We start from the raw sequence: 17,199 nt of genomic DNA on the forward strand, positions 1-17,199 counted from the left end.
CAAACTACTAGTGAAGATAGGGCTTTCTATACCGGTCCTATCAGCCAAGAGAGCTTAAACAGGGGGCTGGGCTAGAAAGCCAGTTACTTCTAGAGATCTTCACGTTCAAATGGCATAGACATACAACGAGGTCCACCACGACCGCGAACCAATTCACTTCCGCGAATCTTAATCAAGCGTAGGCCGTATTCTTCCAAAATCTTATTGGTTACAGTGTTTCTGTCATAAACGACTACGACACCTGGTGCTACGGTGAGAGTATTTGAGCCATCGTTCCATTGTTCACGAGCAGCAGCAACGATATTGCCTCCACCACAACGAATCAAGTGAACCTTTTCTACGCCCAAGTTTTCAGCCAAGACTTCAGCCAAGTCACCATGTTCTTCAACAATCTTCAAGGCGTCATTTTCATAAGTTACAGAGTAAACGCGAAGATCGCCTTCAATTTCTGGGTGAATAGTGAACTTGTCATAGTCAACCATGGTAAAGACTGTATCCAAGTGCATGAACTTACGGTTGTTGGCAAATTCAAAGGCCAATACTTTCTTGAAGCCAACGTTTTTCTTGAAGATGTTGACCAAGAGTTTTTCGATAGATGCAGCATCTGTACGTTGGGAAATACCTACCGCAAGGACATCTTTAGAAAGAACCAATTCATCTCCACCCTCAATCCGAGTGTCTTCTGTCCGGTCATAGACTAGTTCAGCCTTGCCACCATATACTGGGTGGTATTTGAAGATGTATTTACCATAGATGGTTTCGCGGTTACGAGTATCCGCATACATGTGGTTGAGGGATACTGCATTTCCCATAGTTGCAAATGGGTCACGAGTGAAGTAAAGGTTAGGCATTGGATCAACCGCAAATGGATAATCAGATTCCACTAGGTCAGTCAAGCCTTTTTGAGATTCAGGAATTTCAGGCAATTCTGATTTTTGGAAACCTGCCATTGTTTTTTCAATCAATTCTTGATTGTCTTCAATAGCTTCCAAGGCTGCCCGAACAGCCTTCTTGGTTTCACGACCCCGAATACCTGCTTCTTCCAACCACTCTTCGATAAATTCTTGACGAATTTCTGGTGAAGTCAGTGATTCAGCAGCAAGTTTTTCAACATAAAGTACTTCAACACCTTCATTGCGAAGAGCTTGAGCAAAGGCATCGTGTTCTTTTTGAGCATCTTCCAAGAATGGAATATCATCGAAAAGAAGGCGTTCTAGATAGTCAGGTAGTAAGTTTTCAAGCTCCTTACCTGGACGGTGCAACATGACTTTTTTCAGTTTTCCAATTTCTGAAAAGACATGAATAGGATGTGTAGACATCTGCTGTCCCCCTTATTGATTATTCTTGTAACCTAGGATTTTCTCCCAAGTCCTTTTTACAAATCCTATTGTAGCACTCTTTGTTAACGCTTTCACCAATTATTTTACACTTTGAATGCAAAGGATTTGGCATTATTTTATAAAAAATAGAATAAAAATCTACAATAAACCGTTTTATATGAATATTTTCTATCTTTTATTAGTTCACTAGATAATTATTTTTTTGTTTTTTGCTAAAAATATTTTAATATAGGAAGTAACCGCTAGCTAGGCCAACCCTTGGTTAGCTACCCAACTAGTCCTTTCATCCATTCTAAATGAGAATATAAGAAAAAGCCCAACCACAAGGGTGAGCTTTTAGACCTACTACTTACTAGCGATAAAGACTTAACGGTTGACTACTCTAGCCTCAAAGTGGGCAGGCTTGTCGGACAGATTTTTAATGATTAGATGATATTTTTTTGCACTGGTTACACTAAACACTCTTTTCCCTTTGGCCTGAACAATTAACTTAGGACCTTTTAGATAGACATCACGACTGGGAGAATTGGGAACCTTTTTATCAGAATTTTCAATCGTCTGCTCTTCTATATCATAATATATGCTGTCTTCAAGAAATCTTCCTAACTCTACCCAATAGCGGCTATCGTCTCCTGTTAATTCAAGTTTGCCTCCACTTAAATTATCAAGTATAAGTTCTGAACTATACTCGGTCTGGTGACTCAAAGACTTAACTTCTATCTTAATACTTTCTCCCGGTCTTAGGGTATAAACTCCAAGATTTTTTACCCAGATAACAAAAGAAAAGATACTAACCGAATACAGTAAAAAAAGAATAAGCAATAAATATCGCTTTTTTTGCCCCCTCATCAAAAAGGAAGTCACAAAAGTGAGGATTAGTAATATCAAGAATAATAAGAGAAGTGAAATCATTTAGTATGTCCTTTCTTAAAGTCATCAATACCATCTTGAATCATATCTGCATCATTTGGCTTACCATCTTCTCCTAAATTATCTCCATAACCTCCCGATAAGAGACTCTTCCATGAGTTGAGCTCTGCTTTTATAAGTCCTTTGCTCTTAATATCAGAATTAGAATGAAAACCTATAAATCTTTCTATATTGTATCATATCTAAGTCTGGGAATCTAAGGTCCATCTAAGCCAATCATCCCTTTTAAAAGCAGCAAAAAACCGGCCTTAAGGCTCGGTCTTTTCCTTTAAATTAGTTGGTATTCATCAGTCCGTTTAGGCTATCAAGTAGGTTTTGAGAGAGGCTGACTTGTAGGGCTAGCTTGCTATCCTTGACCTCTACTTGCTTGACTGTGAAAAAGGTCTGGGGTAGGTCGATACGAAGCCGGTCTCCCACAAGACGAACATTATCCTGGTCTCCTAAGCTCGTTTTAAGCTGGTTGATGAGGATAGACTTTGGAATCGGCAAATTCCCCAAGCGGACAGCCTTGAATTCTAATTCCAGCTGATTCTCAACCACTCGAGGAACAGCATCAATATCGGCCTTGCTATCTAGAAAGGCTAGTTTGACTGGTGACTGTATCCGCAGATGGTCTCCCTCAATCGTAAAGGCCATATTCTGCTCGCTTCCTTGGTCGTCCTGACTAGAAAATTTGATTAACTGGCTAAACTGTCGACTATCCAGCAATAAATCCGTAGTGAGGCCATCAGAAGTAAGATTGTAGTTAGCCTTGGATAAGTCTAGAATCTCTGCGATACTGTTGGGCTTGGGCAGGTTTTTAAGTTGCTCTGATGACTTGACCGAGCCCTGAACTAGGAAAAGCAAGGCAAGAACCAGCAAGACTAGGACTAGGGCAATAAATTTGAAAATCTTTTTAATCATGAAGTCTTTTTTCTCTTTCTATTTTCTCTCTATTATAACCCAAGTCTGAGCAAGTTCCAAGAATAAACCCTATTTCTGTAAAACAGAGGCCTAAACGACCTCTGTTTTTTTATCAAATATTACCACTAATCTAGAGGGCTAAAATACTTTAAGAAAGCTTCCTTGTCCAAGAAGGTTAGTATCTTGTGCTCATAGGCAATCTTGCCCTCTTCCAACAATTTTTTTAGGACTTGGTTGACCGTTTCGCGGGTGGTTGCCCCTAGCTTGGCCAGCTCTTTCATACTCAAAGGAAAGGGAATATCGTCTCTCTCCTGGCAAAAATCCCGACAGAGGACGGATAAGGTTTGGATGACTCTTTCGGTCGCGCTAGCAACCACCACATTCATCAGGCGCAATTCCTGAAAAGAGAGGATTTGCGAGAGGGCCTGGGCCAGAAAAATCAGTTGGTCACTACTGTGTCTGGAATACTTTTCAAACAAATCAACCGGAATAGTGAAATACTCCAAATTGGTCATGGCGCTGGCTGTATGATGATAGTTTTTCTCGTAAAAAAGACCCCCATAAGGAAAGACAGCTCCCTCCTTGATGTAGTCGATATAGGAGAAACTATCCGTTTGGTCATACTGCTCAATCCGCACGTAACCCTTATAAATAAGAAAGAGGCGGTCCCTGCGATCTCCTTCAAAAAAAATAATCTGTCCCTTGGGAATTTTCCGAAAATGAATCTCGGTTGCCAATTTATCCAGATATTCTACCGGAAGCCGCTCAAAAGCCGGGTGATTTCTGATAAATTGATACTGGTCTTTATCAATCATATTCTTCTTCTCATTTATCTAAAATACAAGACCATTATACCACAAAAGACCTTGAAACCAAAGGAAGAATACCTACAAGGTCCCCTGCCTTGTGCACTTCTGCTCAAAGAAAACTAGCTAGACAGAAAGAAGCCTGCCAAGAGACAAAGAAAGCCAACTAAGACCATGCTATAGGCCAAAAGACGAGGGGCTGGCTTTTCCTCTTCAAGCACCTTTTTAGGTAGATAATTACCGGAAATGACTAGGATAAGGCCTGTTAGAATAAGGGTCGGCTTCATAATATCAAAACTGGCATTTAGGGCCTTAAAAAGGACAGAAGAATAAATGACAGCCTGAACCACAGGAACAATCCATAGGATAAAATGTTCAAAAGAGGATTTACTAATCTTCTTATAGGTGGTAGTCCAATAGACAAAGCCTTGGACTAGAGTCAAAAAGAGAGGAAGAGCCCAGATAAAGAGGGATTTATCCATATATTCAAACGGCTGAGCTGTCGACCAACCAAAATGTATCCTAATATTTTGTGGCAAATCCTGATAGACAGAAAGTCCATAGAGGACCGGCAACCAGATGACCAAAAAGGTCAGCCCCAGCTCTCTTAATTTCTTCTTATTTTTCATGATTTTTTCCTCCTCCAAGAGCAGTTATCCAGACTAAAATTTCCTCAAAGACAGTCGCATCTAAATGATAGTAAATAAAGTTCTTTTGTCGTTCTTCATAGATGAGCCCTGCTTTTTTCAACTGGGACAAGTGGTAAGAAACGGTGGCCCCCGTCAAATCAAAAGCCTGGGCAATTTCCCCAGCCGACTTGGGTCCTTGCTTCAAGATTTCTAAAATTTCCCGCCGAACAGGATCGGCCAAGGCCTTCATGGTTTCGCTAATTCCCAATTTTTTCACCTCCTAAAGTTGGACCTATTATATACTTTCTAGTAAGGAAAATAAGGACAAGTAAGCACAGACCCAAACTCCCCTCTAGTAGCCAGATATTACCTAATAAACCAACTTGTCCCAGGGCTGCTGGTAAATCACACAAAGCATGAAAGACAAGAGCCCAGAAGAAATAGCTTATCTTTTTCTTTTCCAGAGCATAATAGACCCAGAAAGACAAGCAAATTTGAAGAGCAAAAGCAAGTAAACGCTCTAGCAGTCCCAGATAGATAGAAAGAGGAGATAAGGACCAAGCTTGGTAGGCAATGATAGGCGGAAGTTTTGCGGAAGGACCAGTCAGATAAACCAGTAGATAGAGCAAAAATGTGACCCAACCAACTAGAAATAACTCGGCTCCACCATGTCCCAGTCCATAGGCTAGGCCATCTGTCAGTCTTAAACTCCGCTTTTTCCCAAGCCAGTAAAAGACCAAGTAACGGGCGCCTTCCTCAAATATAGCAGCCATCAAGCAAGCGTAGAGGACATAAACCCCGGGTGCTTTCCTGATTAAGCTGATACTAGCATCTGGATTTGGCTGTAAAACCAGACTATGGACTAGTCTTTCTAAAATATTAACAGCCAAAACAAAGGCTAGAGCCCCTAATCCCACTAGCCCAAAGGAAATCTTCATTTTCCGACGGGCATAAATTAGCGCCCCAATAATAACAAGAACGATTAACAAAAGCGCAATGCTCAAATGGGTGACATTTCCTGCCATAATATCCTCCTCAAACTATTTAGAAAACTTTCAAATTATTTCCATTATACTGTTTTTGTAGGCAAAAAACAAGAAAACTCAGAGCTCAAAGACTTCTTATGATAAAGCCCTTCCCAGATTAGCAAGAAACAAATAAATAAAACCTCGATTTCGTCTTAAGCACTCCTACTTCTTTTACTAATCACTTTTAAAAGACCTCTTTATAGGTAGGCCTTATTTTTCATCCAGATAGCCGAAATTGTTCTGATAAAGAGTGTTGCCGTCTTTGTCAAAGACCGTTGTCGCCAGTCCTGCGCTAGTTTTTTCGTGCTCCTTGTAGTAGTCCTCAATCTTCTGACCGATTTGGTCGTAAGGCGTGCCCGACGACAGCTTTTGCTCGTCGGCTCGAACACGCGTCGCTCCAAAAACGACCAGCCCACACGTTACCAACGCCATAACGCTTTGCAAAAATGATCTTTTCATATTTGCCTCCAATCATCATTTGCTAGAGTTTGCTCACTCAAAAAGGAAAGAAAAAGAGCAAACCGAGCAGGCTGAGAAGAAGCCACAACCAGCCAAAAATAAAGAATAACAGGATTTTAACAAAACCGAAAATATGAAACATGATTCTCTCCCTTCATATCAGACATTTTTAAAAGAGGAAGAGGCTCACAAGGAAAAGAATTGAGCCGATGCCACTGAAGATATAAGCTAAGACGCGTGGTGCGGGCTTCTGGTCTGCCACTAACTGTCTTGTGAGAAAGTAGCTGACAGCGTTAAGAATAATTGCCACCATAATCCCATTGACCTTAAAAATCGGGAAAGCCGGATTGAGCGCATAAAGAAGAAGGCTGATATAGACCACAGCATTGATAAAAGGAACCAGCCAGTAAAGGAAATGGACAAATTGCTTGTCGATAATCTCCTTAATGGTCGTCGTGTAGCAAACAATCAGTTGGATAATAGTCAAGAGAACTGGCAAAAACCAGATGAAAATTGGCTTGGGCATGCCTAGACCTCTATAATGAAAATGCCCTCTGATTATTTGAGGTAGGTCAGTATAGATTGACAAAGCGTAGATAAGCGGTAGCCAAATAGCGATTAGGCTGGCGATGAGTTCTTTCCATTTTATCTTCATTTTTTTCCTCCAATTTATAATTCCAGACAGTCATCAAAGCGGTCTAAGAGAGTCCGACCTTGATTGTGGGTAATAACGATGACAATGCGGTCTTTGATTGACAAAATATAGTCCATAACTTCCGCTGCCAAATTCGGGTCAAGATTGCTAGTTGGTTCATCAAAAATCAGCACATCATAATCCTTGACCAAGAAACGCGCCAAATCAATCCGCTGCTTTTCGCCATAGGAAACTTCCTGCCGCTCCAAGTCCAGCTTCTTGCTCAAGAAATCCTCATTAAAATGCAGACTTTGGTACAAGGCACTTTGGTCAGATACATTGATATTCCTATACAGCGCGATATTGTCTGCTACACTTCCCTCGATAAAGAAGTCATTCTTTTGGATAAAGGCAATTTTCTGATAAAGGCTGCCGTTTACTAGCTGGCTGACCGCTTGGTTGTTGACCATGATTTGACCAGTATAGTCCTTTTTATCAAAATAATTGAGCAGGAGCTTCATCAAGGTTGACTTGCCTCGACCGGACTCGCCGATAATGGCATAATGCTTGTCCTTGACAAACTGATAAGAAAAATCCTGAAAGAGAGTCTTGTCGCCCAGCTCCAGACCGAGGTGCTCAAAGTCAATCCGCTCAATCGTTTCGGTCAGATTTTGAGTGGGCTCCGCCTCTTTCCCAGCCAACTTGGCATCAACATCATTCTCAATATCCTTGACCGTGCTCATGAGATTTTTATTATTGAGAAAGAGCTGCAAAGGAGTGAAAACAAAGTTCAAAAGCTGGACACTGGCAATCAATGCCCCAATCGTCAGTGAGCCTTGACTGACAAACCAAATCCCCAGAGACAGACAAAATATCTGAGAGAGATAGCTAAAAAGCATCATCAGATTCACAGCGCCTTCTTTTGCCACATTGTAACTTTTTCTGGCTTGCTCAAAGTCGCTGTTGCTGCTAGACAAATGCTTGACTATCCCTTTTTGGATTTGTAAGAGTTTGATTTGCTCAAATCCTTCCAAAAAATTGGTGACTTGCTTCAAGAAATGATTGCTTTTCTGGGTGAAATTCGCCGTCGCCTTTCTCATCAAAACACCCGGAATTTGCGACGCTACCATAGTCAAGATAGAGATGAGGATAAAGCCCAGAGCCATTTGCCATTCAATCCAGAAAATAGCTAGCGTACTGATGAAAACGGAGAAAAAGGCAGCCACAATATCACAGCGTGGGGTCAAGTAATTCTCTTGGTAAATATCCATATTCTTGGTCGTTGTATTGAGATAGCTATTTTCTTGCTCGGAAGCCTTGTCATGCAAATCCTTGCCATAAAAAGAAGCAAAGAGCCGCATTTTCACTTCTTCCAAGACTTGCTTGATATGCTTGTTCTTGAGCCAAATGGCCAGCAAGCTGCAAAGAGACCAAACACAAATGCAAAGAAGACAGATAAAAAATTGTCCAAGCAAGTTAGAATGAGCCTTCTGCGCACTGTCCACAACTACTCCCAGCTGCAAAGAAAACAAAGTTATAGAAATCGTTGCTCCAATGCTAAAGATAGTCGCACCCAGATAAGAAGCCCGGTATTTTCGTAAGATTTCTTTCAACATTTAATTTTTCCTTCCAATTTTCGTCTATCTTTTAAAATAAGCCAAGACGGGATTGCCCAGCAGACGGATAAAAGCGCTAGCAAGCCCACAAGCAACAAAAGTAATTCTCTTTTCATCTTTCCTCATTTATCTATTTAGAAAATTTTCTAAACACAAATCGCAAAAAACAAGTAGCATCTCCATTTAGTCAACCTAGATATTTAGATTTTTTTCTAAATACTCTAGCTTAAAAAATCTAGTCTAGAAAAGCTAGATTTTATAGTTTTTTAAAAATGTTTTTGCTTGGATATTTTTTCAAGTTCGTCTCTATTTTTATAGAGCACCCATGAGAAAACAGCCAGCCAAATGGATAAACCAGTCACTAGCCCTAAGACTGTCAGTAGAATAGACCTTCTTGCTTTCTTCATTTTCTCCTCCTTCTTGCGCTAAGCAGGCAAGCATCTAATCGGCAGATAATATTTAGAATTTTTTCTAAATACTTCTCAAAAATTATCTGGCCAATCATCGCATGACCAAAAAAACAAAGTAATTAGAATTCCTTCTAAATAGATTCTATCACGTCTTGCTTCTAAAAGCAAGAGCTATTTTGATTTTTTTCTAAATATTAAGTAAAAAAAGTGGAACAGAATTGTCCCACTTGTCTATCAATTCATATTGACCCGGTGCCATTCGTTGATGACATAGGATAACTCTCCGACCTGGTTGATACCGACCCCACTGATCTCGTTGCTTTCAAGGGTGCTGCCACCCAGTCCTGCCGTATAAAGAGCAACGATATAGGGTTTTTCCTCCATAACAATCGCATCGACATTCAAGGCTTCACGCACATAGCCGGGCTTTTGGTAGATAGTAATATCGTGCAAGTAGCGCTTGTAATATTCATTGGGGAAGGACTCACCAATATAGTAGAGAATATCCTTGTACTTGTCCTTGTGCTGCCAGAGGTAGTCCAAGACCTGGATGTAATAGTCACTAGTCGTCTTATTTTCCTGACTAATCGTTTTGACTTCTCCCTTGGACTGGCCATAGCGATTATAGAGACTATAAGCCTTGTCAATCCCACCGAGACGTTCAGCCAGGGCATAGGCCGGGGTATTTTCCGAGTAAAGGAGGGAATACTCCTGCATATCTGGAATCGTCATCGCTCCAGCAAAGGCACCCACATAGTTATTATGCTCCCCGATATATTCGTAGTAGGTATTGGTAATATCAAACTTTTCAGTCATGGACAGCTTGCCAGCCTCCACCTCATCAACAACTAGCATATTGAGGGGAAGTTTATAGGTTGAGCCTGCTGTCATGGGCTGGCTCTCATTCATGCTAGCGGTCTGTCCAGTCGTCAAATCCTTATAGGAAAAAGCGATACAAGACGGATCAATCTCCATTTCAGCCAAGTAGGCTTGAACGACCTGGGGCAGGCTAAGATTGGCATAGTCATAATGGAGACCATAGGCATCCATGGTGGCAGCATCAGCCTCCATCACCGCTTGCTTGGCCTCCATACTCTTAGCAGGTGCTGGTGGAATTTCTTCTTGCTGGGGACTGACTGGACTAGGCTCTGACGAACTAGACGAGGTCTCCGACTGGGAGGGCAGAGTCTTTTTCTGACCAAAAGAGACCTTGCTAAACCAAAGAACCAGGCCCAGAAAGGTCAAGAGAGCTAGACTAAGAATTGTTATCGTTTTGGGCGAATATTTTTTCATGACACTTGTATTATAAAAAAATATTAGAAAAATAACAAGGGAATACTGAAATTGTTAGGTAAAAATACCAAGTCCACAAAATCAAAAAGAGGGGGCCTAGTTTGGTTGGTAAATAAAAAAGCAGCAAACAGTTTACTGCTTTTGTTTTTATAACTTATCCGCCTGGCTTTCCGCCGACATGGATTTTTATACATTTTCCTTGGTCGTTAAAAATCATAAAATAATATTCAGCTACTTTCTCGTCAACTGTAAAGAGTGTTTTATTTCCGTCATCAATCAAATAAGCAACTGATTTTGCATGAATTTGATAGTCAAACTTGCCGTAACGTGTTTCCACTTGCTCCTTGGTCTTGCCTAAAATCCACTGGTCATCATATTTCCAGTAGATACGGCTAGAAAAATACCAGAAAATAGAAGCAATAATAATTATGAAGGCTAAGGATACAGTCACTCCTATTTTACGTTTATTGCTCACCATATGCCCCCTTTTTACAAACAGTAAAAGTGCTGAGTTACACTCAGCACCTGATTATTTTTTAAGCCTTAGCTGCGGCATATAATTCATCTACCTTGTTCCAGTTAATTACTGAGAAGAAGGCCTTAATGTAGTCTGGGCGAACATTGCGGTATTTAACATAGTAGGCATGTTCCCAAACATCTAGTCCTAGGATAGGTGTCTTGCCCTCTGAAATTGGATTATCTTGGTTAGCTGTTGAGATAACCTCTAACTTGCCTTCTTTGTTGACTACTAACCAAGCCCAGCCTGAACCGAAGCGAGTGGTTGCAGCTGCTGTGAAGGCTGCCTTAAAGTCATCAAAGGAACCAAAGCTAGCTTCAATATCTGCAAGTAGGGCTGCTGATGGTTCTGTCTTTTCTGGAGTCATCAATTCCCAGAAAAGAGCATGGTTCAAGTGGCCACCACCGTTATTGATAACAGCTTGACGGATGTCTTCTGGAATAGCTGTCACATCTGACAATAATTTTTCCAAGTCTTCCCCGATTTCTGGGTGTTTTGCTAGGGCAGCATTAACATTTGTTACATAGGTATTGTGATGTTTGTCATGATGCAAGTGCATTGTTTCTTCATCAATATAAGGCTCAAGGGCATCATAAGCATAAGGTAGGTCTGGTAAAAGAATAGTCATTTCGGCACCTCTTTTTCTTTATTATATGAAAATGATAACGCAATCATCATTTTTTTTCAACTAATCTGCTTGGAAATCAGCAGCGGCTATTTTCAATAGGGCTAAGTCAAACAGGTAGTCCTTGTCATAAAGGCCAGATTTAATCTGAAAATCTGTCTCAATCAAGATTTTCAAGGTCTTTTTCAGAAAGGAAAGCTGGAGCTTGCGGCTGTCTTTGAGGGCAAATTTGACCTGATAGGGATTGACCCTGCGGCCCAAAATCTCGGATAGGTCAGCGACAATCTGACTCTCCTGGCGACCAGCCTGGGATAAAATCTTGACCTGGGTAAAGATTCTAAACTGGCCCAGCATGATGGCAATCAGTTTGATTTCATCTTCTCCCTGAAGTCGCAAGTCCTGCACCAAGGCCCGGGCCGCATCAACCTGGCTGGATAGAATCAGCTGGGTCAAATCAAAGATATTGTCTTGCAGGGTTTTGGGTAGGGCCTGGTCTACATCAGCTAGCTCAATCTGGCCCTGGCCCTTATAGCTCTTCAAAAAGGCCAGGTTGCGACTAATCTCACTATATTGAAAGCTAGACTTGACTAGGACCTGCTCAAAGGCTCCTTGGGCAAAGACTAGTCCCTCTTGGTCAGCCTTATGGCTAAAGTAGTGGCGTAGCTCCTGCTCCTTGGGCTCACTAGCTGTATAAATGTGCCCATCACGCTTTAAAATCTTGACCAAACGGCGCTTGCTATCGAGCTTACCTTCCGCAAAGATAATGAGCTTGGTTGTAGACACTGGATTTTCCAGATAGGCTTCAAAGGACTTGAGCTCCTCATCACTTAAAAAACGCTTCTTAGCTGTGGTCAAATCCTGAAAATGATCTAGGATAATGATTTTTTCCTCTGTAAAGAAGGGCAGGCTGACTAGATCCAGCTCGATTTCCGAGTAATTAGCCTCCTTCATATCGAAGTAGCTATAATTCAAATCGCTCGTGTCAAAGGCAATCCGCTTTAAAAACTCCTCTTTTAGGAGGCTGAACTGCCCCAAATCCTCCCCAGTCAAAACGGATAGGGAGGCTAGCTGGTCCAGCTCAACCTTCTCTACTTCTTCAATCGCTAACACAATCTTTCCTCTACAATCTTTCTAGTCTAGGGCGCTCTTACTTGCCATAAGCAGGAAGCCTAATGCTCCCTACTGGCCCGATAAATATCCCTTACCAAATCACTTAGTTGGTCTTCCTCGTAAACTTGACTCTCAGCTGGTCGATGACTGGTCTTGGCCCAAGCAAAAACCGGCTTCTGGCTCGCCAACATCTTCTGAATACTATCGTAAACTTCCTCACCATGGTGGATATCCAGATAAGCCCCACACTTATCTAGTAAATCATCAAGAGTGATATTGAGCACATGAGGGTGCAATTTTAGATTTTCATAGGCAGTCAGCTTGGTTAAGCCCGACCAAAAGTTGGTATAGGCACAGAGATGAATGTCAAAGTCAGGCAGGAGGCGCAGCAGATTTTCCAACTGCTCCAAGTCCCCGCTTCCCGTCACAATCAAGAGTTGAGGGCGGCCCGACTTTTCTAAAAGCTGAGGTTCAAAGCTAACTAGCTGGCTCCATTCCAAGCCGTAATAATACCACCAGAGCTCCTTTAACTGCATCCAGCAGTTCAAGTTCCAAGGCTTGCCTGGCGCACAGTAGTGTAAGACAGCCGGTAGCTGGTCCAGGTCAATCTTACCAACCTTATGACCCCGCCTATCGCCAATGTCCCAGTTGGAATCAGCAACCAAGAGGTGGTTGTAGGTCCGGTCCAGATGGTACCAATTATCCTTAAAAGCAATATTGAGGATACTTTGGTCTCCTAACCGGACCTGCTCAGCATATTCTTTAGCGAGGACAAGGAGCTTCTCTTCTGAATTTTCCTTAACAATTTCCCTTAGATTAAAGAGGACCAGACCAGAATTAAAGGTATCTTTAATCCCCAAATCCCATAAATCAGTTTGAACATCCAAGTCATTGACCGCTGCAATCGGATAGTGACCCAAATCCAGGTCAAAGAGGACAGATAAGTCCTGATTTACAATCATATCCGAATCAAGATACAGGACCCTTTCTTCCTCCTTGATAACTTGGGGAATGAAATAGATAAGATTAGCAACATAATTGACATGACTATGGGAATCATTCATCTGATGAGAAATGACGTTTTCTGGCTCAATCTTTACATCCTTAATCTGATAACCAAAGCGGGCCAATTTTTTTCGTAGGTCAATAAACCATTCCTGAGGAAAATCAAGGTTTAAAAGGTAGAATGTTAGCCCCCCCGAACATTATTGGCACAAATTGATTTAATGGTCGTCATAACCTTATCTGCATAGGCAAAATCTGCACATAAGGCAATCGCTTTATTCATGAGTCTCTCCTAGCCAATCAAGGAACCATTTGGAACAGAAGAATCCACCGTAAGAAGACTCAATTGGTCTCCGTACTCAGCCGATAAAATCATTCCCTGACTGATTCGCCCCATCATCTTACGAGGTTTGAGATTGGCAACGATTTGGACCTTCCTACCGACCAGGGCTTGCTCATCAGGATAGTATTTGGCAATACCAGACAAGATTTGGCGGTCCTCACCGTCTCCTGCATCCAGGCGGAATTGGAGGAGCTTGTCTGACCCTTCTACCTTGCTGACTTCCTTGACTTCTGCTACTCGGATTTCAACTTTATCAAAGTCATCAAATTTGATTTCCTTGCGATTGAGTGTCAGCTCCACCTCTTCAGGCTTCCATTCCTTTTCCTGGGCTGGTTTTCCTGCGCTCATTTGTTCCTTGATGTAGGCGATTTCTACTTCCATATCTAGGCGAGGGAAGATAGGTTGCCCCTTAGCCACGACTGTCAAGCCTGATGGCAGGTCAGCCAGGGCCAGGTGCTCTAGACTAGCAACCGGCTCTAAGCCCAACTGCTCCAAAAGAGCACGACTGGTCGTCATCATGAAGGGCTCAATCATGTGGGCAATCAAACGCAGACTAGCCGCCAAGTGACTCATCACACTAGCCAGCTGTTCTCTCTTATCCTCTTCCTTGACTAGGACCCAAGGAGCAGTTTCGTCGATATACTTGTTGCTGCGGGCAATCAAGGACCAGATAGCCTCCAAGGCTCTCGGATAATCCACAGCCTCCATATACTTGTGGTAGTCAGCAACTGCCTGCTGGGCTGCCGCCAAAAGTGGCGCATCAAAGTCGGTGACATTCTCCTGGTAGCTTGGTACTTGACCATCAAAATACTTGTTAATCATGGCCACCGTCCGATTGAGCAGATTTCCTAAATCATTGGCCAATTCATAGTTAATTCGGCCAACATAGTCCTCCGGCGTAAAGGTCCCGTCGCTACCGACTGGCAGGCTACGCATGAGGTAGTAACGCAGGGCATCTAGGCCATAGCGTTCGACCAGCATTTCTGGATAGACCACATTTCCCTTAGACTTGGACATCTTGCCGTCTTGCATGACGAACCAACCATGGGCGATAAGACGATTAGGTAGTTTCAAGCCCAGCATCTTAAGAATAATCGGCCAGTAAATTGAGTGGAAACGCAAGATATCCTTACCCACCATGTGATAAACATGTCCATTCTTCCAGAACTTGTCAAAGTTGGCTTGGTCCTCCTGACCATAGCCTAGAGCTGTCGCATAGTTGAGCAGGGCATCAATCCAAACATAGACCACATGCTTAGGATTGGACGGTACAGGGACACCCCAGGTAAAGGTCGTCCGAGAAACCGCCAAGTCCTCAAGGCCTGGCTCGATAAAGTTTTTTAGCATTTCATTCATGCGACCATCTGGAGAGATAAAGTCGGGCTGGCTCTTGAAGAAATCAGCCAACCAGTCCTGGTACTTGCTGAGTCTTAGGAAGTAAGACTCCTCAGAGACCCACTCCACCTCGTGGCCACTCGGCGCAATTCCACCGGTCACTTGGCCATTTTCATCACGAAAGACCTCGGCCAACTGACTTTCAGTGAAAAATTCCTCATCTGAAACAGAATACCAACCAGCGTACTCTCCTAGATAAATATCATCCTGGGCTAGGAGACGCTCAAAGACCTGGGCCACTACTTCCTCATGATAGCTATCTGTTGTTCGGATAAACTTGTCATAGGAAATATCCAGCAACTGCCAGAGTTCCTTGACAGACTCGGCCATACCATCCACATAGGTCTGGGGAGAAATCCCTGCCTCTTCTGCCTTTTGCTGAATCTTTTGACCATGCTCATCCAGGCCAGTCAAGTAGAAAACATCGTGGCCCATCAGACGCTTATAGCGGGCCAAAACATCGCAAGCAATAGTCGTATAGGCTGAACCAATGTGGAGCTTGCCACTTGGATAGTAGATAGGGGTTGTAATATAAAAATTCTTTTCAGACATTTATTAAAAATCCTTTCAGGGCAAATGAAACCCAATTTTGTCAACACTTCATTATAGCATATTTTCCAACAATACTGCGGTGGGAATTGATATTTAGGATATTAAGAAATAAAAAATAACATCTAGGAGGCTAAACTAGTTTTAACCTCCTAGATGTATCATTAAATCAAGTGTTTTGAAAAATCTAGCTAATTAGAAAATTTCTTGACTTTCAGCTATTTTTTTATACCAATAGGCTGATTTCTTAGGATAACGTTTCTGTGTTTCAAAGTCTACATAAAAGAGACCGTATCGTTTTTCATACCCATTAGACCATGAAAAAACATCCATCAAGGACCAAATGAAATAACCTGTCACATTTGCTCCATCAGAAATTGCATCAGAAATAACCTCTAGATGTTGCTTAACGTAATCAATACGGGCATCATCATAGACTGTCTCATCTACAAACTCATCCTTATAGCCTAGTCCATTCTCTGTAATATAGATTTTTTTATAGTTGGGATAATCTTTTATAACTCGTTGGATTTGGTCATACAAGCCTTGAGGATAAATCATCCAGTCCCAGTCAGTTCTTGGTACATCAACGTCAAATTCACGCTGACCGACACCCTTAATCTGGTATTTAGATCCGCCCTTTTGCCCCTTACCATTGTGAGTGATTTCTGTTTCACCATCAAATGCTTTCATCCAATCACTCATATAGTAGTTGATGCCCAGAAAGTCATTCAAGTCCTTAGCTGCCTCAAGTACCTTAAAATCTTCTGGTCGAAAATCCAACTGTCCTCCGTTTACTTCTAGGATATGATTAACTCCAGCCATAGTTTCTGGTGAATAACAACCTAGATAAGTAGCATCTAGAATAAATTTATTGTGAATAATATCCTCAAGCTCTGCTGCTTTCACATCTTTGGGATTATTTGGATCCACTGGATATTTAGTTGGCAAGGCATGGACTACTCCAATCTCACCTTTAAACCCGTTTTCCTTAAAATATTTAACTGCTTTAGCATGTGAAACCATCATATTATGATGAGATTGAAACACCTTAGCCAGGTCGTATTGGATTCCCGGCGGAAATTTACCGACTAGATATTGTCCATCACCGATAGGACCAATTTCATTGAAGGTCGTCCAATAATTAACTTCTGAAAATTCTTTGAAACAAAACTTTGCATAATTTACAAAATGCTCAATATTATCACGATTTAAAAAGTCACCATTGGAATGTAGAGCAAGTGGAGTATCAAAATGATGAAGAGTAACAAATGGTTCTACATGACGTTTATGACATTCTGCAAATAATTTATGATAAAATTCCACACCTTTTAAATTGACTTGACCATAGCCTTTCGGAAAAATACGAGACCAAGCAATCGAAATCCGAATCCCATTAACTCCAAATTTTTCTGCCAATTCTAAGTCTACTGGATATTGATTATAAAAATCACTAGCTGGCTCAGCAGTGTACCAATAATTATCTTTTAAATACTGGTCCCAAGCAACCGGACCTTTACCGTCCTTTTCAGTAGCTCCTTCTGCTTGATAAGCAGCCGTAGCTCCACCAAAAATAAAATCTTTTGGAAGTTTTTTCATAGCAGTAC

General features: G+C 41.8%; 17 protein-coding genes and 1 pseudogene. All 18 read right to left on the minus strand.

Annotated features, from left to right (window positions below):
- Positions 1 to 89: 89 nt before the first annotated feature.
- Complete coding sequence (gene arcA / locus C4K46_RS05070) at positions 90 to 1,319, minus strand: arginine deiminase (protein ID WP_209627810.1); 1,230 nt, start codon at positions 1,317 to 1,319, stop codon at positions 90 to 92.
- A gap of 387 nt (positions 1,320 to 1,706) precedes the next feature.
- On the minus strand, positions 1,707 to 2,252 hold the full coding sequence (locus tag C4K46_RS05075) for a hypothetical protein (RefSeq protein ID WP_209627811.1): 546 nt from the start codon (positions 2,250 to 2,252) through the stop codon (positions 1,707 to 1,709).
- 291 nt (positions 2,253 to 2,543) lie between these two features.
- Positions 2,544 to 3,173, minus strand: a complete 630-nt coding sequence (locus tag C4K46_RS05080) for a hypothetical protein (RefSeq protein ID WP_209627812.1) — start codon at positions 3,171 to 3,173, stop codon at positions 2,544 to 2,546.
- A gap of 125 nt (positions 3,174 to 3,298) precedes the next feature.
- A complete protein-coding gene (locus tag C4K46_RS05085; RefSeq protein WP_209627813.1) occupies positions 3,299 to 3,988 on the minus strand; it encodes a Crp/Fnr family transcriptional regulator in 690 nt (229 codons plus the stop codon).
- A gap of 113 nt (positions 3,989 to 4,101) precedes the next feature.
- The gene (locus C4K46_RS05090) at positions 4,102 to 4,608 is read right to left on the minus strand and encodes a DUF1648 domain-containing protein (RefSeq protein ID WP_209627814.1); all 507 of its coding nucleotides are present in this window, start codon (positions 4,606 to 4,608) and stop codon (positions 4,102 to 4,104) included.
- On the minus strand, positions 4,598 to 4,876 hold the full coding sequence (locus C4K46_RS05095) for an autorepressor SdpR family transcription factor (RefSeq protein ID WP_209627815.1): 279 nt from the start codon (positions 4,874 to 4,876) through the stop codon (positions 4,598 to 4,600). The genes C4K46_RS05090 and C4K46_RS05095 overlap by 11 nt, the downstream gene beginning before the upstream one ends.
- On the minus strand, positions 4,866 to 5,633 hold the full coding sequence (locus C4K46_RS05100; protein WP_209627816.1) for a YhfC family intramembrane metalloprotease: 768 nt from the start codon (positions 5,631 to 5,633) through the stop codon (positions 4,866 to 4,868). Before C4K46_RS05100 ends, C4K46_RS05095 begins: the two co-directional genes overlap by 11 nt.
- A 216-nt stretch (positions 5,634 to 5,849) precedes the next feature.
- Positions 5,850 to 6,095, minus strand: a pseudogene (locus C4K46_RS05105) (methicillin resistance protein FmtA); the annotation flags it as partial.
- Between the two features lie 169 nt (positions 6,096 to 6,264).
- The gene (locus C4K46_RS05110; protein WP_209627817.1) at positions 6,265 to 6,750 is read right to left on the minus strand and encodes a hypothetical protein; all 486 of its coding nucleotides are present in this window, start codon (positions 6,748 to 6,750) and stop codon (positions 6,265 to 6,267) included.
- 14 nt (positions 6,751 to 6,764) lie between these two features.
- Positions 6,765 to 8,345, minus strand: coding sequence for an ATP-binding cassette domain-containing protein (locus C4K46_RS05115; RefSeq protein ID WP_209627818.1), 1,581 nt, complete (start codon positions 8,343 to 8,345; stop codon positions 6,765 to 6,767).
- Positions 8,346 to 8,611: 266 nt separating this feature from the next.
- Complete coding sequence (locus C4K46_RS05120) at positions 8,612 to 8,752, minus strand: hypothetical protein (protein WP_209627819.1); 141 nt, start codon at positions 8,750 to 8,752, stop codon at positions 8,612 to 8,614.
- A gap of 237 nt (positions 8,753 to 8,989) precedes the next feature.
- Positions 8,990 to 10,048 (minus strand): serine hydrolase, encoded by a 1,059-nt coding sequence (locus tag C4K46_RS05125; protein ID WP_209627820.1) that lies wholly within the window; start codon positions 10,046 to 10,048, stop codon positions 8,990 to 8,992.
- A gap of 154 nt (positions 10,049 to 10,202) precedes the next feature.
- Positions 10,203 to 10,526: a hypothetical protein gene (locus tag C4K46_RS05130; RefSeq protein WP_209627821.1), complete on the minus strand. Its 324-nt coding sequence runs from the start codon at positions 10,524 to 10,526 to the stop codon at positions 10,203 to 10,205.
- Positions 10,527 to 10,584: 58 nt separating this feature from the next.
- Positions 10,585 to 11,193, minus strand: a complete 609-nt coding sequence (locus tag C4K46_RS05135; RefSeq protein WP_209627822.1) for a superoxide dismutase — start codon at positions 11,191 to 11,193, stop codon at positions 10,585 to 10,587.
- 60 nt (positions 11,194 to 11,253) lie between these two features.
- The gene (gene holA / locus C4K46_RS05140) at positions 11,254 to 12,300 is read right to left on the minus strand and encodes a DNA polymerase III subunit delta (RefSeq protein ID WP_209627823.1); all 1,047 of its coding nucleotides are present in this window, start codon (positions 12,298 to 12,300) and stop codon (positions 11,254 to 11,256) included.
- Between the two features lie 59 nt (positions 12,301 to 12,359).
- Positions 12,360 to 13,448 carry a glycosyltransferase family 8 protein gene (locus C4K46_RS05145; protein ID WP_209628124.1) on the minus strand — a complete coding sequence of 363 codons (1,089 nt, stop codon included), beginning with the start codon at positions 13,446 to 13,448 and terminating at the stop codon, positions 12,360 to 12,362.
- Positions 13,449 to 13,597: 149 nt separating this feature from the next.
- Entirely contained in the window at positions 13,598 to 15,595 is a 1,998-nt protein-coding gene (metG, locus tag C4K46_RS05150; RefSeq protein ID WP_209627824.1) for a methionine--tRNA ligase, read from the minus strand.
- Between the two features lie 192 nt (positions 15,596 to 15,787).
- Positions 15,788 to 17,191 (minus strand): 6-phospho-beta-galactosidase, encoded by a 1,404-nt coding sequence (lacG, locus tag C4K46_RS05155; RefSeq protein ID WP_209627825.1) that lies wholly within the window; start codon positions 17,189 to 17,191, stop codon positions 15,788 to 15,790.
- Positions 17,192 to 17,199 lie beyond the last annotated feature (8 nt).

It is taken from the genome of Streptococcus oricebi (assembly GCF_017883985.1).
In the GTDB taxonomy this organism is placed as follows: Bacteria; Bacillota; Bacilli; order Lactobacillales; family Streptococcaceae; genus Streptococcus; species Streptococcus oricebi.